General features: G+C 58.6%; 32 protein-coding genes. 7 read left to right on the forward strand and 25 right to left on the reverse strand.

From position 1 onward, the window contains the following. Positions 1-3: 3 nt before the first annotated feature. The 25 genes from BLR20_RS07535 to BLR20_RS07655 all read right to left on the reverse strand — a co-directional run bounded on the left by BLR20_RS07535 (position 4) and on the right by BLR20_RS07655 (position 14,903). Complete coding sequence (locus BLR20_RS07535) at positions 4-501, reverse strand: hypothetical protein (protein ID WP_054994523.1); 498 nt, start codon at positions 499-501, stop codon at positions 4-6. Positions 502-555: 54 nt separating this feature from the next. Beyond that, positions 556-942 (reverse strand): DUF3168 domain-containing protein, encoded by a 387-nt coding sequence (locus BLR20_RS07540; protein WP_003313676.1) that lies wholly within the window; start codon positions 940-942, stop codon positions 556-558. Beyond that, the gene (locus tag BLR20_RS07545) at positions 935-1,435 is read right to left on the reverse strand and encodes an HK97-gp10 family putative phage morphogenesis protein (RefSeq protein ID WP_054994522.1); all 501 of its coding nucleotides are present in this window, start codon (positions 1,433-1,435) and stop codon (positions 935-937) included. The genes BLR20_RS07540 and BLR20_RS07545 overlap by 8 nt, the downstream gene beginning before the upstream one ends. Before the next feature lie 3 nt (positions 1,436-1,438). Continuing rightward, complete coding sequence (locus BLR20_RS27735) at positions 1,439-1,603, reverse strand: hypothetical protein (protein ID WP_162832608.1); 165 nt, start codon at positions 1,601-1,603, stop codon at positions 1,439-1,441. Positions 1,604-1,612: 9 nt separating this feature from the next. After that, positions 1,613-1,933, reverse strand: coding sequence for a head-tail adaptor protein (locus BLR20_RS07550; RefSeq protein WP_054994521.1), 321 nt, complete (start codon positions 1,931-1,933; stop codon positions 1,613-1,615). After that, the gene (locus tag BLR20_RS07555) at positions 1,933-2,232 is read right to left on the reverse strand and encodes a head-tail connector protein (RefSeq protein ID WP_054994520.1); all 300 of its coding nucleotides are present in this window, start codon (positions 2,230-2,232) and stop codon (positions 1,933-1,935) included. Before BLR20_RS07555 ends, BLR20_RS07550 begins: the two co-directional genes overlap by 1 nt. Next, entirely contained in the window at positions 2,233-2,433 is a 201-nt protein-coding gene (locus BLR20_RS07560) for a hypothetical protein (protein ID WP_054994519.1), read from the reverse strand. Between the two features lie 52 nt (positions 2,434-2,485). Beyond that, positions 2,486-3,691 (reverse strand): phage major capsid protein, encoded by a 1,206-nt coding sequence (locus BLR20_RS07565; protein ID WP_054994518.1) that lies wholly within the window; start codon positions 3,689-3,691, stop codon positions 2,486-2,488. Further along, the gene (locus BLR20_RS07570) at positions 3,688-4,332 is read right to left on the reverse strand and encodes an HK97 family phage prohead protease (protein WP_054994517.1); all 645 of its coding nucleotides are present in this window, start codon (positions 4,330-4,332) and stop codon (positions 3,688-3,690) included. Before BLR20_RS07570 ends, BLR20_RS07565 begins: the two co-directional genes overlap by 4 nt. Beyond that, entirely contained in the window at positions 4,316-5,530 is a 1,215-nt protein-coding gene (locus BLR20_RS07575; protein ID WP_003418884.1) for a phage portal protein, read from the reverse strand. The genes BLR20_RS07570 and BLR20_RS07575 overlap by 17 nt, the downstream gene beginning before the upstream one ends. Before the next feature lie 2 nt (positions 5,531-5,532). Beyond that, entirely contained in the window at positions 5,533-7,221 is a 1,689-nt protein-coding gene (locus BLR20_RS07580) for a terminase large subunit (protein WP_054994516.1), read from the reverse strand. Further along, positions 7,218-7,724, reverse strand: a complete 507-nt coding sequence (locus tag BLR20_RS07585; protein ID WP_054994515.1) for a terminase — start codon at positions 7,722-7,724, stop codon at positions 7,218-7,220. Before BLR20_RS07585 ends, BLR20_RS07580 begins: the two co-directional genes overlap by 4 nt. A gap of 139 nt (positions 7,725-7,863) precedes the next feature. Beyond that, positions 7,864-8,202 (reverse strand): HNH endonuclease signature motif containing protein, encoded by a 339-nt coding sequence (locus tag BLR20_RS07590; protein ID WP_054994514.1) that lies wholly within the window; start codon positions 8,200-8,202, stop codon positions 7,864-7,866. A gap of 23 nt (positions 8,203-8,225) precedes the next feature. Then, complete coding sequence (locus BLR20_RS07595; protein ID WP_054994513.1) at positions 8,226-8,564, reverse strand: hypothetical protein; 339 nt, start codon at positions 8,562-8,564, stop codon at positions 8,226-8,228. After that, complete coding sequence (locus tag BLR20_RS07600) at positions 8,564-8,935, reverse strand: hypothetical protein (protein ID WP_046719593.1); 372 nt, start codon at positions 8,933-8,935, stop codon at positions 8,564-8,566. Before BLR20_RS07600 ends, BLR20_RS07595 begins: the two co-directional genes overlap by 1 nt. A gap of 206 nt (positions 8,936-9,141) precedes the next feature. Then, positions 9,142-9,621, reverse strand: coding sequence for a hypothetical protein (locus BLR20_RS07605; RefSeq protein WP_054994512.1), 480 nt, complete (start codon positions 9,619-9,621; stop codon positions 9,142-9,144). Positions 9,622-9,755: 134 nt separating this feature from the next. Continuing rightward, the gene (locus BLR20_RS07610) at positions 9,756-10,163 is read right to left on the reverse strand and encodes an antitermination protein Q (protein WP_054994511.1); all 408 of its coding nucleotides are present in this window, start codon (positions 10,161-10,163) and stop codon (positions 9,756-9,758) included. Between the two features lie 2 nt (positions 10,164-10,165). After that, on the reverse strand, positions 10,166-10,486 hold the full coding sequence (locus BLR20_RS07615) for a hypothetical protein (protein WP_054994510.1): 321 nt from the start codon (positions 10,484-10,486) through the stop codon (positions 10,166-10,168). A 214-nt stretch (positions 10,487-10,700) separates the two neighbouring features. After that, complete coding sequence (locus BLR20_RS07625; protein WP_054994508.1) at positions 10,701-11,978, reverse strand: tyrosine-type recombinase/integrase; 1,278 nt, start codon at positions 11,976-11,978, stop codon at positions 10,701-10,703. Next, positions 11,975-12,286: an ACT domain-containing protein gene (locus BLR20_RS07630; RefSeq protein WP_054994507.1), complete on the reverse strand. Its 312-nt coding sequence runs from the start codon at positions 12,284-12,286 to the stop codon at positions 11,975-11,977. Before BLR20_RS07630 ends, BLR20_RS07625 begins: the two co-directional genes overlap by 4 nt. Next, entirely contained in the window at positions 12,283-12,714 is a 432-nt protein-coding gene (locus tag BLR20_RS07635) for a VRR-NUC domain-containing protein (RefSeq protein ID WP_054994506.1), read from the reverse strand. The genes BLR20_RS07630 and BLR20_RS07635 overlap by 4 nt, the downstream gene beginning before the upstream one ends. Beyond that, positions 12,711-13,007 (reverse strand): DUF1364 domain-containing protein, encoded by a 297-nt coding sequence (locus tag BLR20_RS07640; RefSeq protein ID WP_024420202.1) that lies wholly within the window; start codon positions 13,005-13,007, stop codon positions 12,711-12,713. The genes BLR20_RS07635 and BLR20_RS07640 overlap by 4 nt, the downstream gene beginning before the upstream one ends. Next, positions 13,004-13,684 carry a replication protein P gene (locus BLR20_RS07645; RefSeq protein ID WP_054994505.1) on the reverse strand — a complete coding sequence of 227 codons (681 nt, stop codon included), beginning with the start codon at positions 13,682-13,684 and terminating at the stop codon, positions 13,004-13,006. Before BLR20_RS07645 ends, BLR20_RS07640 begins: the two co-directional genes overlap by 4 nt. Continuing rightward, positions 13,681-14,460 (reverse strand): helix-turn-helix domain-containing protein, encoded by a 780-nt coding sequence (locus BLR20_RS07650; protein WP_054994504.1) that lies wholly within the window; start codon positions 14,458-14,460, stop codon positions 13,681-13,683. The genes BLR20_RS07645 and BLR20_RS07650 overlap by 4 nt, the downstream gene beginning before the upstream one ends. 233 nt (positions 14,461-14,693) lie before the next feature. Continuing rightward, the gene (locus BLR20_RS07655; RefSeq protein WP_024420198.1) at positions 14,694-14,903 is read right to left on the reverse strand and encodes a hypothetical protein; all 210 of its coding nucleotides are present in this window, start codon (positions 14,901-14,903) and stop codon (positions 14,694-14,696) included. 89 nt (positions 14,904-14,992) lie between these two features. On the opposite strand from BLR20_RS07655, the gene BLR20_RS07660 reads away from it, so the two are divergent. From BLR20_RS07660 to BLR20_RS07690, 7 genes are all read left to right on the forward strand, one after another. Then, positions 14,993-15,649, forward strand: coding sequence for a LexA family protein (locus BLR20_RS07660; RefSeq protein ID WP_054994503.1), 657 nt, complete (start codon positions 14,993-14,995; stop codon positions 15,647-15,649). Between the two features lie 31 nt (positions 15,650-15,680). Further along, positions 15,681-16,208: a DUF4410 domain-containing protein gene (locus BLR20_RS07665; protein WP_032623788.1), complete on the forward strand. Its 528-nt coding sequence runs from the start codon at positions 15,681-15,683 to the stop codon at positions 16,206-16,208. Between the two features lie 350 nt (positions 16,209-16,558). Continuing rightward, positions 16,559-16,960, forward strand: coding sequence for a helix-turn-helix domain-containing protein (locus BLR20_RS07670; RefSeq protein WP_003364229.1), 402 nt, complete (start codon positions 16,559-16,561; stop codon positions 16,958-16,960). Positions 16,961-16,987: 27 nt separating this feature from the next. Further along, positions 16,988-17,293, forward strand: a complete 306-nt coding sequence (locus BLR20_RS07675) for a hypothetical protein (RefSeq protein ID WP_010439459.1) — start codon at positions 16,988-16,990, stop codon at positions 17,291-17,293. 291 nt (positions 17,294-17,584) lie between these two features. Next, positions 17,585-17,923, forward strand: a complete 339-nt coding sequence (locus BLR20_RS07680; protein WP_054994502.1) for a hypothetical protein — start codon at positions 17,585-17,587, stop codon at positions 17,921-17,923. Next, complete coding sequence (locus tag BLR20_RS07685) at positions 17,923-18,510, forward strand: hypothetical protein (protein ID WP_054994501.1); 588 nt, start codon at positions 17,923-17,925, stop codon at positions 18,508-18,510. Before BLR20_RS07680 ends, BLR20_RS07685 begins: the two co-directional genes overlap by 1 nt. 88 nt (positions 18,511-18,598) lie before the next feature. Further along, the gene (locus BLR20_RS07690; RefSeq protein WP_002553171.1) at positions 18,599-18,946 is read left to right on the forward strand and encodes a hypothetical protein; all 348 of its coding nucleotides are present in this window, start codon (positions 18,599-18,601) and stop codon (positions 18,944-18,946) included. Positions 18,947-18,960: the final 14 nt, after the last annotated feature.

An 18,960-nucleotide genomic window follows, 5' to 3' on the forward strand; every position in this document is an offset into this window, starting at 1 on the left:
CGATCAGGCGGCAGGGCCGGCAGCAATTTCGATGACATCGGAGTTGATGCCCATGGTGATGTTGCGGCGCACAACGTTGTCAGCTGCGCCAGGCGCAACGGTGTTGTTCATCACCTTCACGCGGAAGTAGAAGGTGGTCGGCAGCACGGCAGGCGTTGCTGTCGCGTCACCGTCGTTCAGCGTGACCTTGATGTTGTAATCGCCCTTGGAGCGGTCCTTGTGGGCAACCTTCACGGCCTTTTGACCCGCGTCGCCGTTGTCCAGGCCGACAGTCAGCGTCATGTCGCCAGCGTCAGCAGTGCCCTTGTACTTGCGCACGCGGCCATCCTTCAGCGACGTGAAGGTCACCGAACTGAAGGTGTCGCCAAACTCGCCCAGGTCTTCGATTTCGCCGAGCTCGACGTAAACGTCCTGTTTGTAATCGGCTTCGGTATCGGCGCCGGTTTTGGTGCCGAGGCTAAGTCGGCAGCCTGCAGCGGTGTTCAAATTGTCGTCGGCCATGGAAATTCCTCCAAAAGGCACATTGGATAAAGCCGCGAAGCGGCAGATGTTGAATCAGTGAGTGGTGATGACGCGGACCGTGATAGCGCCCATGTACGTGACGCCGTCTGCATCACGCTGTGAATCCGCGCGCTCTACGCGGACAGACACCGCCCTGCCAACTTCCAGCGGCAGGGGGCGCTCATCCAGCGCGGCGGTTACCTCAGCGTTGATGCGCTTGACCTCGGCCTGGCCGTGAGCATCCGACCAGACGGTCAGGTAGAGCAGGCGCTGCTGACGCTTGCGCCCGGCGATAGGACTGGTGTTGGTCGAGATTTCGCGGTCGATGGATACATACGGCATAGGCGTGTCCAGCGGTGCACCATCGTAAATGGGGCATGACACCTCGGCCTGTAGCCGCTCGAAAAGTGCGACCTGCAGGGCAACGGACGGATCAGCCATCGCTTCCTCCCTGACTGGCCTTCTTCAGCGTTCGATTCACGGCAGCGCGGATGTCTGCCAGCACCACCTCCCGGTTCACGTCCAACGAAGGCCGCAACCAGGGATGAGCCGGCAGCGCAGGTATGCTCGGGTACTTGCCGAAAAAAGTGGAGCCGTCCGACTTATTCTTGACCGAGCGGCTTCGGTTGCCCGCGCGCTTTGCCCCGTCGTAGCCTTTGGTGCCATATTCCAGGAACCGCAGGTAAAAGAATCGACGGTTGTCCTTTTTGCCACGAATGCCGATCTGCGCATCCAAGCCACTTTTGGAGACAAACGCCTTCAGGGCGCCAGCCGCTTCGCCAGTGTCCCGAGGGATGGTCGACTTCATGGTGGCCAGGATCTTGTTGGCGGCCTCCTGCATGGTCGGGCGCAGCTCGTTATCCACGTTCTGATGAATGTTGCGCAGCGTCCGGCGTAGCTTGAAGTCACCGGACATACGGGACCGGCGCGCCATGGGTTACTCCTTTGCCTTGTCGGCTTTCGGCGCCGGGGTGTTCTTGACCTCTTCGACCAGGCCTCGCTCAATCAGAGACTTTGCCGTAGCAGCGTCCACGGTGAATTCATCGCCTGTAGTCCGCTCGCCTACGGCGCCGGAGATGTTGGCAAGTGCTCTAACGTTCATGGGATTTCCTCAAGGGTTGGGGACATTGGTGCAGAGCAGACGGAGCATTGAAAGCTCGTTGTCTGGCAGTGCAGCCACAATCAGATAGGTGACGCCTCTGTTCACCAGGCGGCAGCCTGCAATCAGGTCCGGCCGTGGCCTGACCCGGACTTCTGCGGTAACCACCGCAGAAAGCTTTTCAGCAATGGCTTCGATGCGGCCAGTTGGCAAGGTGAACTCCGCCCAGAGCTTGCCGGACTCGATCCAGGTGTCGTCAAAACCACCGGTTCGATTCTTGACCCGCTCAGGCTTGTAGAGCGTAGGACGGTGCCGCATTGGGCCTGCTCTCATTAGAATCGCTTCCTGTACCAAAGCAGTCGCTCAAAGGCCAATTGCACCTCAGCAGGCGCGCCACCAATAACGACGGCCTCGCGGTTGACGTACCAGTGGCCGACCAACAGCAGTACGGCCTGCTCGACATCCGGGGTAAAACCCATCTGCTCTGGGCCGGCCGGATCTCCCTCGACCAGCTCCCGGTCACAGTGCATGGCGACGTGAGACTTGGCCGCCTCGACGTAGCCAGCAATGAGCCTGTCTTCCTCTTCGCCGTCCACCTTGAGCTGTATCTTCACCAGCGCCAGGTCGATCATTTACTTGTTCTCTTCGGGCTTGGCCTGCTTGGTGGTCTTGGGAGCAGTTTTGCCGTCAACCTCCGCAGCCAACCCTTTGCCCACCAGTGTGTGCCCGTATTCGTCGCTCACGTCGAACTCTTCGCCAGCGCGGGCCTGGCCCGTGGCGTTTTTCAACTCTGCCTGGACGCCCTTAAAGCCCCACAGCGCTCGAATTTTCATATTCGTTATCCATAAAAAAAGGGCCGTTAGGCCCTTGTGAATGAAATGCTGCTTACTTGGCCGCGAAGCGACCTTTGACGAAGGCGTATGGACGGCGGACCGCCAAACCCAGACGCTCTTCGACGAGTACGACGCGTTGGTTGCGCACGAAGTCATCATTGATCATGCCGACCTTTACGGTGAACGCCATGCGGTCATAGATGCGCGCGCCCTGGGCGAACGAGCCGGTCAGGAACTCGCCACCTGTGGTGTCGCCATCGCCCTCGTCCATGCTGTCCGAAGCAACCACCGGACGACCCCAAAGGATTGGAGTGACCAGGCCTTGCAGGTTGGCGAACAGGTAGCGGTTTTCCGCATCCTTCTGCAGCTCGATGTTCATCCAGTCGAGGTCGGTCATGACCACGGCATCTGCGGCGCGCTTGGACTGCTTGCGGACTTGGTAGATCGCGCGGCGCACGGTGTCGATTGCCGTGTCGCCAGTCTTGGACAGAGCAGCGTCAAATGCTCTTGCCTGGGTCATGACGCCGTTGAGATTGTTGTCTTGACCGTCGCCTTTGAGGATCTGCCCTTCTTCTTCCAGCTTCAGGTCGTAGCGCAGCAGTTCCTGAATGTAGGAATACAGCTGCGGCACATCGTCCAGCGCTTCGTCGGTGATCGGCATCCAAACCGCCATCTTCTTGATGGTGTCGGTCTTTTGGGTGAACGTCACGTTGCTGGTGGGCTTCACACCGCCTTCAGCAACCATGCCAGCGCCCCGGGTGTGGACGTTCTCGACGAAGTAGCTGTAAGAATTTCCGTCTACTGGAGTGCTCGGGATCAGGTCGCGAATCAGCAGGTTCTGGCGGGGCACGTCCTGGATAATCGGATCGTACTGAGGGACCACCAGGCCGGAGCTGGTGACTTTCATTTCAGTCATCGACGCCATGTCGGACTTGATGATCTCGATTTCAGCCTTATCCTGCTTTCGCGAGCTCATGGCCTTGAAATCGTCATTGCCTTTGACGAAATCGATAAAGCCTTTCTTTTCGCCGCCCTGGCCACGCAGCTTGATGCCCTTCTCTTCGATAATTTGCACCTGCTCTATGATGCGCTCCAGCTCACCTTTCTGGTTTTCGATCTGCTTTTTCAGATCTCCAGCCACAGCGTTGCCTTTTTCCAGCTCGCCAGAAACGGCGTCGTACTTCACTTGCAGGTTACCGAAGCCCTCTTTGAGTTGCTTTTCGAGGGATTCGCGAATTTCTTTTACGTCAGCGGTCATGGCTGAACTCCAAATTGGGTAATGAACAGTTGGGAGATTGCTTTCAGCTCATCCACGATCACCGTGTCCGCTGCACCACCATCACGGTGGACGGCGGTATAGCCGAGCGAGGCGACCGCAGCCGCCTCCTTTTGCGAAAGGCCCATACGTTCACGCAGGGCCTTTTCAAAAAGTCTGATATCCGACTTCACGTCGGTAATGGTCGCCTCGGGATTCATGCCGAACGGGACGATTGAGGCTTCCCACAGTTCAGCCTCCTTGATGATGCGAATCTGGCGGCCTGCACGCTCTTCGTAACTCGACAGCAGCGTGTTGAAGCCAATGGACATGCTGTCCAGCGTGCCCTCCTTCATCAGCTCGTAGGCATCACGGGCATAGCTGACGGCAAGGTTGATCCTGCCTTTCAGGAACAGGCCGTGGGCGTCCTGGGTGAACTCGGCAGACCCAACCAGGCGAGTCAGGTCGTGAAACAGTGCCAGCTTCAAGCGCCCTCCGCGCGTTGCCTTCACCTTGGTGAAAGCGCCCGGCAGAATCACGTCATCGCCCAGATCCACGTTGTTGAACACCGAGGCGTAACCTTCGAAGTTACCGGCGTCATCAACGGCCTTTACCTCGAAGGGAACTTCAATTTTTGTCAGCATTGGTCTGCATCTCCCATCGGGTGACCTGGTTGTATTGATCGCCCAATAGCGGGGGCAGATTTTCTTTTTCGCGGACTTCGTTGATCGCCATCCAGCCAGAGCCGCCGGAGCCACCAAGAGCCGCTGTGTAGTAAGCCGATCGACCAGCGCTGTCAGCGCGCAGCAGGCCTTCCACGATGAACTCGACAAAGCGAGTCGTGCCTGCAAACAACTTGTCGTTGAGCTCGTCCTCGATGGCATCGAGGTAGGGCTTTAGGCCGAAGGTTACAAAGCCGCTGGTTTGCTGCTCCAGATTCGAACCCATAATTGAGGTTTTACCGGCCCGGTTGGCCAGATAGAGCGGAACGCCCCACACACCTGCCAGCGCCTCTTCCTGAAACTGCTGAGACTCAATGAACTGGCTGTCCTTCTGACTGAGGCCCGCCGGTATGATCTTGGGGTTGCCCTGCAAAATCGCCATCTTGCCGATGTCAGCTGCATCACCTTTACGAACATCGGGGAATTTCTCCATGACCTGCGCCTGCTGTTCCTTGGTCAGGAACTGCTCGTAGATCACATAGCCGCCAGTGAATCCGCCCTTGCGCATGAAGTGCGCCGACCAGTCCTGCGCGGCCTTGGCCAGCCCCATCGTTTCGGCCTGATACTCGATTGGTGACAGCCCAACGATGCCGTCAATGCTGAACAGCTTGAAATGCAGCATGTTCTCGGGCGACACCGGAAACCGCTCGCCAGCCAGGGTCACGAAATAAATCAGGTCGCCGTCTGTATTGACCTCAACCGAGTCAAACGGCACTGGCAGAAACGCTATCGGATCGCCGTTCGCCGCGCGCTCGATCAGGTTGTAGCTGTTACCCCGCAACGCCATGTTCACGACGGCCGCTTTCAGGAAGTTCAGCCGCGTCATGTAGGGATTGGGCTTACGCAGCACCCTTGCTGCCCGGTCCTTGTACGGGACCAACACACGCTTGCCGTCTTGGTCGTCATACAGTTTGAGCGGCAGCCCGGACACCGATTCGCACAGAATCTTCACGCAAGACCAGACAATTCCGATGCTCAGCGCGTTTTTGGACGTGATGCGTACGCCAGCCTTGGTGCGCTTACCGCCTATCTCAAGATCGACTTCGACGTAGTCACCGGTCAACGGATCGGTGTAGCCAAAGAAACGCCACGTCAGTGGGTTGTACCAACGAAATGACATAGTCAGCCTACAAGTCCGAAGAAACCATTATTCAGGTAGTCATCCATCCCGCCTTTACCTTCGGGGTTGAGTGACATAAGGGATACCGCGTTGAAGGTGGCCATGAGCGGGTCGATCTTGGCCGAGCCTGAAGCCTGCTTGGTGATGAGGATCGAGTTACCACGCGGCTCGACCCTGGCATTGCCGCAGCACCAGGCCATCATGGGTTGGCCACCGTGGATCAGGCCGCCCTCGGCCAGCTTGCGCTCGGTGGTCTTGATCGCACCGCCCAGCTTCCAGCCCTGCGAGATACCAATGATCTTGTCCTGCGGTACGCCCGCGGCGACAAGCGCATCAAGCACACCACCAATGCCGGCTGGGTCGACGCCAACCTGATCCAGCAGGCCGGCCTTTTCGACGCGGGCTGCGAGGTCCGCGACTTCTTCAAGGTCATCGCCGATGACTTGAACCATGGTGAGATGGCACTCTTTGGCGAAGTCATGAAGACGTGGCGCCTCGCCCTTACGGCGCTCAAGCACCGACGGGTGAGCCCAGGCATGCGTCCACAACAGCCACTGGCGCGTTTGCTTGTCACGTCCAATTGCCGCAAACCCAAGCAGGTCATCCAGACCGCCGCCGTCGATGCCGATATCGATCACTTCGCAGCGCTCGATCAGATCGTCCAGCGTCAGGCCGGGCAGCTTGGCCTGCACTTCCCAAAACTCAGCACCGGCCCATCGATCAGAGCGCAGCGCCAAACCGATCTCGACGTTCAAGTGTTTGGCGAGAAAACCACGGAACGACTCTTCGCCGTCGATCTGCGCCTGGGTGAAGCCGCGTTCAATGAACGGCTCGTCTACCGACAGCCCCAGATTCGGGTTGGTGATATACGCGTGTTTGACGTCTCGGTGGTCGCCCGCGTCGATCATGTGTTTCGGGAATTCGTAGAGCACTGGCAAGAACGACTTATCGACTATAAGACCGTCGCGCACCTGGCGTGCGTAAAGCAGCTTCTGCCGGAACACGCCAGCAGGCGGTGCATCGGACTGGGTCGTAGCCCAGATAATGAACCCCTCGGGCCTCGAGGCCAGGCCGCCAGTAGCTTCGCGGAGCATGGCCTCTGCATTGGCTCGTTTGCCGAATACCCAGAGTTCGTCGATGAATACGCCGATGGCTTTCTTGCCTGATACCGTCTCGCTGTCGGCTGCCACAACCTTGAGGGTCGCGCCGGTCTGCATGTGTGTAACGGTGCGCAAGTGATCCTGCACCTTGAGCAAGGCCGATAGCTCTTCGTCGGCCTTCACCATGTCCCGTATAGGGATGTAGGAGTTGTCTGCAATTTCCTTGGTCGGCGCCAGGATGATGAACTCGCCAGAGGTGCGCCAGTTCAACACCAGAGCAGTCAGCATAATGCCGGCGGCAATGGTCGACTTGCCGTTCTTCTTGCTGATCAGCAGCATGAATTCGCTGATCATCCGACGACCACTGTACGGGTCGTATGCGCCGAATATCGCGGCGACAAATTCATTCACCCACGGCCGGACTGTCTCGCACATCAGAGGGCTGCCGGTAGCATCCACCATGCGCAGGTCGCCAAAGACATTCAGCGCCTCAGCTGCTTGATCCGGGAACAGAGGCTCGAAAGGAATCAGGCTTTGGCGAGCGACGATGCGCTGCTCCCAGTCTGTGCAGGACGTCGACCACTCCATCATTTCACCACCGAGAGCGGGCCTTTACGCACGCTGAACCTACCCTGAGCGGCGCCGGCGGCCTTGTCCTTCGCCGTCTCCTTCTTACCGCTCTCCCCTTTACGCGGGTGAATGAACGGCATGAGCGCCTTAGCTGCGTCTACCCGCAGCTTGGCCTCGGCCGCGAAGTCATTCATCGTTGCCAGCAGGAAGTCTTTCGGGTCGGAGAAGCGCAAAGCCTTCGACAGATCGAAAGCCTCGTCGGGCTGTTCTCCAGCCTGGCCATGCTCGCCGACAGGTGCCGCGGGTGACGCCGCTGCTGGGGAGCTGCCTTTAACAAATTTGTTAACTTTTTTGTTAACTGCCAGGCCTGTTAAAGCCTCAATCACGAACGGGTCTTTCGCCAGCCTCGCACCCGCCTGTGCAGCGCTGGACGCCGCGTATCCTGCGGCTATGGCTGCATCTTTATTGGACGCACCTCCCCTGACCGCATCGACAAATGCGCGTTTTTTAGGGGTGAGGGCCATTAACAAAAAATCCTGAGCGGGAAAAAATCTGTACGTGCGGTCGAGGGCGGTCTAGTGATCGAAAAACCCTATATTTTTGACCCCCCCCTCCAAAACGCCTGATTTCGCACCAAAACCGTGCAAATCACGTCAAAACCGGTCAAAACGACCGATTTTTCGCCTCTTCGCGCTGTTTCACGCTGTCGTGGCAGGTCTTGCAGAGGGATTGCCAGTTGGATCGTGCCCAGAACAGGGTCTGATCACCGTTGTGGGCGATGATGTGGTCGACTACCGACGCAGCGACGACTAGCCCAGCTCGGTCGCAGTAGACGCACAGCGGGTAGGCGCCCAGATGGACCAAACGCGCTTTCTGCCATGCGTAGTTGTAACCTCGCTGGTTAGCCGTGGTCTTGCCCGCTCGCCATGTAGCTGGAGGCGCGGTGCTTACCCGGTCGCCTTGAGTAGCTACTCGGTTGCCCAGCGTCTTGAGTCGTGCCATGTGTTACTCCAGCATGTGGCGCTTTAAGGCGTCTGCCGCTCTACCGCCTCGTTGACCTTGTCAGCGGCCTTGCTGGCCACCTCTGCCGCTTCCGTGGCCTTCCCTGCTGCACCCTCAACCTTTACGGCTGCATCGGTCGCGGTCTTGGCCAACTTGTTCAGGCGCATGTCGCGCTGGACAGTGGCCTCGTCATAGCCACGGCGCACTTCGGCAACCTGGGAGCTATACCAGCTGGCAAGCGACCATTGCGAAGCACCGAAGCCCAGCGCGAAAGAGCCAGTCACGAGCAGCGAGGCAATCACCCACACTTCCAAGCGACGCCACCAGTGCCGGGCGATGAAGTCTCTAACGCATCTTTCCATCAGTTGATACCTCCAAGCTGTGCACGCAGACGAGCGATCTCAGCGCTTTGGCTGGTCACCTTCTCGGTAAGCTGAGCAACATGGCCGGTGAGGGCTTCGACCTTCCCTTCCATCCGGCCGACTGCGGCAGCGAGCTCGTTACGCTCTTTGGCGAACTGGTCGGCTCTGGCCTCAGCCTCTTTGCGCGCAATGCGCTCCGAGTCGAGCAGTTCGTTCAGCCTGCGGACCGTGCCTATATCGGCGTTGTCCATGGCGCGGTCGGTCGCATCCCTGGAGAGGAATTTCCTCAGCCACAGGAAGCCGCCCAGCAGGATTGTGCCCGTGCCGCCCAGCCAGGTGGCGGTGCCTGGGCCGAGGTCGGTCGGGTCCATCGTTTCTCCAGAAATGAAAAAGGCCCGCCGATATGGCGAGCCTTGGATGGTTGCAGATGGCCGGTGCTGATCTCCGGCATTCGGGTTGATGGAGTTGCACCATCATCCATTGGGACTTCGATTTCGCTAGGGCAAAGCCCTTGACCTTTACGCCTTAGCCTGCGCATTCATCTGCATGAATGAATTTGATGGTGCTCATTCGTGGATCACGAAGTAGACGAGCTTCCTAGAATAAAACCCTCAACAGCTGCAATCTTTCCACGCCAAAGACCGTTTTGGATGTTTATAGGTCTATCCCCAGATATCACTGTTACGTCAGAAAGGTGCAAATACTGAAACGCTTGATCTTTTTTCTCAGTCTCAGAAGCAACAGGTCGATTAAAACTCAGGATCAAGTCTTTAACCTCCGAGACATTCACGCCTTCAAACTTTCGGAAACCCTCCGAGAATCCGGTCGCCAGCTTTTCGAAATAAAGCTCATGACTTATGAGGTTTCCCGAAATCTGAGAACCGCCAACCGTCAAAGTCATACCAACAGATGTAGAAGTGTCGCTGATAAACTTCACAAACCACTGAAGCAGCCAGTCTGTCTTACGCCCCTCCCATTGCGTCCTCATGACTTCTGGCGAATCAAAAAATTTGTCGTCGCTAGATGAGGGTGATGAATCCTGTTCAATATCCGACATTAGTGGCTCCTAGCCATATAGTTGAAGGCCAGGTATACACCTTAATTTATAAAACAAGAAGCCCGACTTGGTGGCCGGGCTTTTGATTGAGGTGCCGCGCTGGAACAGCTGAACACCGTGCCATGAAAACAGAGCTATTCCATATGGACAACTCTTTTTGACGCCGCTGCTCGAACACCTTCCAAATAACAGTCCACCCAGGCTGCACCGGCCTTGATCAGCTCACGGGCCTTGCCTTCGCTCATTGCGAAGTGGCGACCAACTCGGATCGCTGGCCACTTGGCGCCGTAGTAGAACCACACCATATCGCCCATCTGCTGGTGACGAGCGCACAGACCGGCAACGGCCGCGTCAACAAGGCCGGCAAGCTCGTCCGTGATCACATACGACTTACCTGGCATCGGCATGGCATCCCGCATCAGGGCGAGCGTGGGCGACGCGTAGCTGGGCACGCCCATACCATCCATCCGCCAGTACCCCCACTGCTCGAGCATGTTTTCAGTCTCACCCAGCGGGCGGTGCAGCGTATTGCGAGTCATCATGGTCAGTCCCCTGTGTAATTCGATCCACCGGCACCGCGGCGGTTGTTCTGTTGGTAAATGGCGGCAGGCCCAGTCATCTGGGCCGGGCGCTTCAATTGTTCGATCTGCCGGCTAGCGGCCTGCAGGCGCATGCTCAGCTGCGTCACCAGCACTTCCAGCGGCAGCGCGTCACCTGTTTCGGCGGCGACCCAGCCCGAGGCATTGCACTGCACGCAGGCCAGATCGTGGAAAACACCCTTGATCACTGCCCGACCCCGGCAGGCCGGGCACTGGGCCAGGTCCAGTCGGGCGGCACGGAATGCTGGGCCGTGACTCTTCCTCATTTGGCCGGGACCTCTTCGACTTGGGAGAAGACGACGCAAGTGTATGGGCCAGGAACGGGATCACCGCGCTGATCCATCAAGCCCATCACTGCGCTCGCCCAGCACCGCTTACCACCCACCTCATAGATTTGATGACCGTTAGAGGTCCGAGCCCCATGGACAAGGAGTGCTTCGTGGCCAAAAAACCGCACCTTCGTGGTCGATTCGGTCATTTTTAAACCTCGCCTATGGTTGATTCTTGAATAGGGTCACAGCCCTTATGTTCCGTGGTCTGTAGCCCGTTACCAGAATCTCCCGATCTAAAGCCGGTCAATGTCTGAATGCGGTTCAGGCCCTTTGAATCTAGATGCGCGTGCCACTTCTCAAGGGCATCGCGCTTGCGGCTCATCACGTCCGACTGGATGTACACCTTCACGTTGTGGCCCATCGCGTGATTGATCAGCAGCTCGCCGATCAGGTGGTCGATGCCGATGTCTGCCCAGCCGGTGCGCGCGACCTTGCGCAGGTCGTGACTCGTCCACTCGCCCTGCCCCAGCCGGGTAAACACGGCGCTGGCCTGGCCCTCGCTCAGTGCGTTGCCGCTGCGGGACGGAAACAGGAACTGTCCTCTGTACCCGTCAGCCAACTGAATGTCCCGATAGCTGATCAGCAGGTTGCGCACCTGGTCTGTCAGTGGCAGGTGATGCTCGACACCGGTCTTGGTGTTCTCGGCCGGGATGAACCACTCACGCTCTGCCAGGCTGATGTGCGACCAGCGCGCCTGCCGCGTCTCGCCGATGCGGGTGCCGTGGCAGAGCATCATCAGCGCCAGCAGGCCGTCAGCCGGTTCGTCCTCGAGCACGGTCAGAAGGTGTGCGATCAGGTCCTGCAGCTGGGTGCCGCGAAGCCGGGACGGCTTGATGCCGACCTTGGCTTTCGAGAAGTCGCTGAACTTGATGTCCTTCATCGGGTTGGTTGCGATCAATCGCAGTTTGAACGCCTGCCGGAATGCCAGGGCCAGCAGCTGGAACGCCGACCGCACGTAGTCGATGCCGATGGTCTCCTGCGCTGGCCACATGAACTGATCATCCAGGCTGGCCTTGTCGATACCGGTCAGCGGCAGGTCGCCCAGACGCGGCTTGAGGTGGCACTTGATCAGCGACGCGCCGGTCTTCTTGCGCTTCTCGGAAAGGCTGCGGTCGCGCGCCATGCGGTCGGCATACCAATCCAGCAGCTCGCCAGTCGTGACCCACTTCGACAGGTTAGAACCGGCACCGGCATCGAGGCGCAAGCGGATGGCAGGCAGTGCCGCAACGACCTGCTTGGCCGACAGATCGGGGAAACTACCGACGAGGTTCCATTTGCCCTTGCTGACCAAGTACCACGACGCACGTGCACGGTCCCGGGTGAAGCGCAGGTACAGGCCACGGTTCTCCACGTCGCGCAGGTCACGCTCGGTGCCAGCGGCCTGGCGCTTGATTTCAGCGTCGGTGATGCGCACGGCGGCAGTCATGCTGGCTCCGTCGCATTGGCTTTTTGCTGCTCTGGGACGAAGTCGTCGCGCAGCGGCATCAGGTGGGTTTGATCAACCAGCGCCCAACCACTCAAGCCAAAGCACGATGCGAGGCCAGCGCCGATTACAACCCAAGCGGCATGAACATCACCGTTCTGGATAACCATGCCGTGGTGGGGCTCTCGCCATGTACTGATTTGCTCTTGAGCCAAAAACTCTACCAACTCGCATACCCTGCCGACGTTGTCCGGAGTCATGTGCGCCCCGACGATCAGCGCCAGGTCGCCCGGCTTGAATTGATGATTCATGCTGCCACCGTGGTCTGAGGAAGTCGGAGGTAAGCGCGGATTTGCTCCATCGCGTCGAAATGACCACGGCAGACAATCGCCAGATAGCCTTGCAGGTTGAGCTGACGTATCCACTCGTACTGGCTGCCCGAGACAGCGGCATCGTTCGGCGGGGTGGCCTTGAATTCGATGTACAGGCCGAAGTACCCGCCGCGTGCCATCGGCAGCACCAGATCGGGTACACCGGCGCGCACGCCCTGCTCTTTCAGCTTGATCGCAACCAGCTTGTGCCGGTGGCCACCGTTGGGAACGTGATAGATCAGCGCCGCCACCAAGGGCATACGCAGCTTGAGCTCGCGCAGCAATGCGGCCTGCTCCAGGCCTTCACGGTCGACGGACTTGGCGCGGGTGCGCTTCAGTTTGAACAACGTCATTTCGGCGGGCTTCACGGTGACACCTTCCCTTCGCGAATCAGCGCGTCCTGGGTGCGCATTACCCCCTCGGCGTGGAACAGGCGGACTTCGTTACGGCTCAGCACCGCCGGAGCTCGCAGGCGGCCATCGGCGATGTCGTGGCAGTACGCACAAGCCCAAGCGGCCTGCAGGTCGTTTGGCTTGATGCCCATGCCGCAAGTACCAGCGAGACGGTAATGGGCCAGCACCGTGGTCGAGGATTCGCTCGAGCAACCTGGGTAACGGATCTGACATTCGCGGTCGCGCGCTGCCTTGGTGAGTTTGCTCATCGTGGACCTCCACCGCGTTTGGCGCGCAGTTCTGCCAACGCGCAATTGCCAACTTCCGGCGCACTTTTCGATGAATCCTCCGAAATTTCCGCCAGAGGGATGGGGCCCAGGTCTTCGCCACGCCATACGCGGCAAGCCTGAACCTGATAGCGTTTTCCAAAGCTGGCCAGCCCCAGCTCACGGCTGAGTAACGGAAGACTGTGAAAACCGGCGGCAGCAGTCGCGTGGTACACGGCTGGGTGAAACCATTTCTCTCGGCCGCGCATAGCTGGGTGGCAGTTGCGCATGGCCTGCTCGTAAGCTGTTTCAACGGCCGGCAGGCCAACCATTTCAGGCGTCGGCATGCACATGCCAATGAACTTGCCAGGACTCGGGATAAAATCAGTTTCTTCGGCGCGGCAGCGGGCCAGACCCATATCGATCTGCTCTTGCGTACAGACTCCGCCCTCGAAAAGAGCGCGGACCCAAACTGCCTTGGCAGCCTGGTAGGCTGCTTTGTCGGGCCAGGCCTGCCGCCAAGCTGTGCGAATGGTGCGCAGCTCCCGAAAAAGTTCGTTGATGATCTGGCCGACAGCCTCGGATTGGGCCTGGTGGGCCGACTCGTTGTCGGAATCAGTCGAAACCCGAGTTCGAACAACGGATACCGCCGATTGGGCAATGCTCGATACAGCCCTCATTTCGGCACCTGCCGCATCCAGTCGGTGCTGTCGTCTTCGATTTCGTCATGGCCGGCCCCGGTCGTCATGGCCGAAGCGCGTTCCTTCACGAACCAGACCACAAGGCGGTGGCACCAGCCAGCCGCAGTGTCCACTGTGCTGGGCTTGGCAACGAACCACCCCATGAAACCCTTGATCACCGCATCAGGGATATCGGTCGGCTTGACGCCAGCAATCTGAGCCTGGGCGATCAGGTAACGGCTGTCCGGTGCCCAGTCGGCGAACATTGCGAAGCGCTGACGATCATCGGTCGATTCCAGGGCCTGCTTGTCCTGATCAGCGATCACGTCCGAAACCTCGCGCGGCTGCTGCTGTTCGGTTAATTGATGGTTAAGTGACGTATTGGGTGCAGATTTCGCACCCCGTTCGGTCGAATTCTGCACCCCGCTCTGCTGTGGTTTGCACCCCGTGCCGTCATCTGCACCCCGTTCAGTGCGGGGTGCAGGATTTGCACCCCGCTTTATAGGCAAGTCATAGACGACTGGGCGTCGGTCATGACGTTCGATGTACACGGCGGCCAGCGCCTGATTGCCTGGAACGATCAGTTCAGACGCCCTCAACAGCTCAAGCTTGGAGCGAACTGTGCGCTCAGAAAGGCCAGTGTCTTCGCTCAGAGTGGTGGCGGACGGGAACGCCCCGCGTCCGTCAGTACCGGCGTAGTTGGCCAGACATAGAAGCACATGCCGGGCGCTGGAATCGGAAAGGGTCACGCGCGGGATCTGTAGCGCCCACGACATTGCTTGAACGCTCACAGTGCTACTCCAATCGTTCTGCCTGTGTTGCCTTGCTCAGGTCTGATGTGCATAATCTGTCTCGTCAAGTTGTGAAGAAGCCGGTCTAGCCACCGGCTTTTTTTTGCCTGAAATTTGGTACTGGATGAATCAACAGCCCATCCGCTGTACTACCTGCCCTTCCCGCCTGAGCGGATAATTGCCGTCACGCCACTACTTTCCGCAGCTGATTAGCGGATTTAAGCGGCAGTCGTTCGTGAGGCGCTTGCTGGATCGTCTTCGCGCCTGGCTACCAAGGCTCCGCTCGATTCCTTCTCAAGTACGCATTGCATTGGGTAGGAGAACCCGCCCGCAGTACGGCACTGAGAAACCCGGCTGCTGGTCACGGCAAGGGCATCGCCGATTGCGCGGCCGGTGCCGAAATATTTCAGCGCTTCGTCATAGGTCATCGTGATTCTCCAGTGTCTTCACTCGAGTTTAGAGATCTTAACAGCTCAAGGCAAGTTATCTAAACATCGAAGAGTTTAGAATCCTAAATATGGAATTTAAAGATCGCCTTCGGGCACGCATGACCGACCTAAAGCTGAGCGCTACAGAGCTCAGCGCGAGGATTGGTGTGTCAAAAGCAACCATCACGTTTTGGCGCAACGGCACCAACGGCGCGACCGGATCTAATCTCATGGAGCTGGCCAAGGCTTTGCAGTGCTCGCCCCAGTGGCTGGAGACCGGCAAGGGTGATATGCAGGACTCACCCATGCGCGGTACCGAGCCATCGAACGTTGGCGAGATTGACCGCCCAACAGGCATATATCGCTACCCTGTCGTCAGCTCGGTAGCCGCCGGCGCCTGGAGTGAGGCTATTGAAACCGGATTAGTGGACCGTTATGAGATCAGTGACTACAAGGCCAAAGGTCGTGCTTTCTGGCTTGAAGTAGCTGGCGACTCAATGACGGCGCCCACCGGCATGAGTGTTCCCGAGGGAATGCTGATATTGGTTGATCCAGGCATTGAGGCAAGGCCTGGGAAACTAGTCGTTGCCAAGCTCCCCAGCAGCAATGAAGCGACCTTCAAAAAGCTGATAGACGATGCGGGTCAGCTTTATCTGAAGCCCCTGAACCCAGGGTATTCAATGATCAAATGCTCGGACGACTGCAGAATTATTGGTGTTGCCGTGCGTATGACGGGAACGCTCTAGTAAAGGATCACCACTCGCAAGGATGTAAAGAATGTCGAAAGCATTAACCGTAGCCGGACTGATTTTCACAGCCCTACTGACAGGCTGCGCCGCTACTGTAGAGCGCGGCGGCCTTGGCACGATGAGCGCCAGTCAGGCCGCAAAGCACAATATCGCCGTGGAGTTCGACGGCAGCGAAAAGGTGCTGGCCCACAAAGACTGGCCGTTGCTTCAGTCCACCTGGTCGCAGTCGCTGAAGACCGAGGCGGCTGCGGAAGGCTACGACCTTCTGGTCGTCAAACAAGATCCGGCGCCCCGCCCGGGCGTTCTGTTGAAAGTGGATGTTTCTACCTTTCGCTACATCACCTCCGGCGCCCGTTACACAGTTGGCTCAATGACAGGCAATGCTTGGGTGAACTCTAAGGTCGAGTTCATCGATATGGAGAGCGGCCGGCGGATGGGCTTGAGATCCTACGATACTAAGTCCACTGCTTGGGAAGGTGTCTTTTCGGCGATGACAGAGAAGCAGCTGGAAGCGATCTCCAAGCGAATCATTGCCGACATCAAGGCAGCGAAATAGCGCCCCACTACAGCGTCAGATAAGCCCGCCAAACGCGGGTTTTTTTGTGCTCGACGTTTGCTCACGGACAAAATATTTAGTTATCTAAAAATACAGGTTGACTAATTTTGTTTAGTTTTCTAAATTGCATCCATCGAAACGCAACGACGCCCTTGCACGCCGTCTCGGATCGACCACAAGACTGGTGAAGCCGCCAGATAGCACGGGATCAGCGAAGTGATCTCCCAGCCCCGGATAACGGGACCGACTGGACGAAGCTCTTTACAGAGAACGGAATCACCTGTTGGACAGCATCACTGAAGCACCTGGCTCGCCGGGTGCTTTGGGATGACAACCACCGAGTAAACGTAATGGACACCACCATCGTATGTGGGGCATGGAGAGGCCACCTCGGCCGTGGTCTTGCGCCGCGAGAGTTGCAGTTTTTGTTGTCAGCGGCCCAGGGCTGCACAGCCAAGGAAATCGCCCGCACGTTCGGCATCGCGCCGGGCACGGTAGTCAAGCGGCTGTCGGTCGCCATGTTCAAGCTCGGCGTGAATCGCCAGACAGCGATGATCGCCGAGGCCATGCGCCGACAGATCATTTCCCCGCTCTGCCTGTTGTTCATGTCGGTGATCGTTCTGCACGCCGTGCTGGGCGATGAATCGATGAGGCGCGAGCGCAGAGCCCCCGAGTCACGCCGGGGCGGGTACGAACAGAAGATCAGCCGTAAGGGCTCGGACAAGCTCAGGCCAGTGGCTGCGATCTGCTGAGCATCAATCCAACCATCAGGAGCAAACATGAACAAAGAACAGGTTTACGACGATCAGATCAGCCCTCTGATTAAGCAGATCGTCGACATTGCCAGGCAGAACGGTATCGCGATGGTGGCGAGCTTCAGCATTGCCCACGACGGCGAGGGGCCCAATGGCGAGGACTGTTCCACGCTGACCTGTACAACCCATCTGCCAGATGGCGATGAGGTATTCGACCCTCGCTACAAACGGTGCGCTCAAGCAATTCAACAGGGAGCTCATCACATGGTGGGTATGTCGATCACCAGCACAGCCGCCGATGGCTCCAAGACCCTGACAGCGATTATCTGAAAACCAGCGCCAGCGTCAGCCTGACGAAAACTGCCCGACCCCTGTCATAGCGCCAGGCTGCATCGGAATGTCGGCGGGACATGAAAAAAGCGTCTCCAGAGCAATCAGGTTGTGGCGAAGCCCGGACGTCGATTGCAAAAAATGGTGCGGCCCGACATTCCAATGCAGCTTCAAGCCTGCAGTACCCCTCCCCTAAATCAAACGACCGCATCGGCAGGTGCCAGGCCAGTCTCACGGCTGGGTTTGGTCACCCGCGCCTGGCATCTGGCCAATGCGGTCAAGGAGCCTCATATGCATCAGACAATCAGCCAGCGTCGTGCAATCCTCGAAGGCCTGCGCCAGCGCTGCAACCTTTCCACTGCCGAGTTTTACGACAAGGTCGGCCGCAAGAACCCGGCAGCTCTGCCGCGCTTCACGGTCGTGCCGAACGGCAATAACGAGTTCGGCATCGTCGAGCGCTCGACCGGCGATGTGCGTGGCGTGGTTCGAGGCCACAGCGCGGCTTGCAAGGCCGCTGATCAACTGGAAGCCCAGCCTGTACGTCAGCGGTCGTTCGCAACTCACATGCTGCGCTGGACTGCTGCCATCGCTACCGGCCTGGCGCTCTTCGCGCTGTACGGTGCCAGCTGATGATCAGTCCAGAGCTGAGCACGATTCAGCGCAACAAAGAGCGGTCCGCCATCCTCGAGGCTGAGGTGGCGGCGTTCCTCAAGCGCGGCGGCGTGATCGAAACCAAAAGCGGCTTTCCGTTGAAGCCCAAGCCAAAGGAATACGGCCGGATGAGTGCACCGGTCGCGCGCCAGCCTTTACCGCGTCGGCGGACTAAAGAAGCAATGCGGGCCGCAGCGCCGCAAGACGTGATCCAAGACCGCTGCAACGCCCGAGCCGAGCAGGTAGAGGTCATCCGCAAGCTTGCCGAGACAATGACGATCACCGATGTCATGCGCAAAACTGACGTGAGCATCTACAGGCTTCGGAAGATGGCCCGCGTGCATGGCTTCGAATACAAGGCGTTCAGCCCGGCGTCGAACCTAATCCCCTATCAGACCGATCCGGTAGCTGACGCATTGAACGTAGTGCGGATCAAAGCCGCCCGCGACCGAGGCATATCGCAGAAGGCCGCCGTCGTCGAGCTCGGACTGAGTAACACGATGATCAAGCGGCTGATCCGTGAATTCAACATCGACTACCCGCTGCAAGGGCCAAGCCCGAAATGAGGCGTTTGCAGTCCCGCGCCAACCATCGCCGCCGCCCTCTTCAACTCAACATCCCACCCAGTGGAATCAAGCCCCCGGAGAAACAACCATGTCGAAGCCGACAGACACCAGTGAATTCCTCAACGAACTGAATGGCGGGGCTTTCGCCAGCCAGATCGGCCACGCCCTTTCCGAAGTTGCCGCCGGCGTCGTCGACCACGGCAAAGCCGGGAAGGTGGTCATCACCCTGGACTTCTCCCAGATCGGCGAGTCCAGCCAGGTGAAGATCAAACACAAGCTCGACTACAAGGTGCCGACCAAGCGCGGCACCCGCAGCGAGAACACCAGCCTCGACACGCCAATGCACGTTGGCTCCGGCGGCAACATCACGCTGTTCGCCGAAAAGCACGACCAGCTGTTCACGCGTGACGATGCACCTATCCCACGCCGCGACTGATCACCCTCCCACCA

Source organism: Pseudomonas congelans (assembly GCF_900103225.1).
In the GTDB taxonomy this organism is placed as follows: domain Bacteria; phylum Pseudomonadota; class Gammaproteobacteria; order Pseudomonadales; family Pseudomonadaceae; genus Aquipseudomonas; species Aquipseudomonas congelans.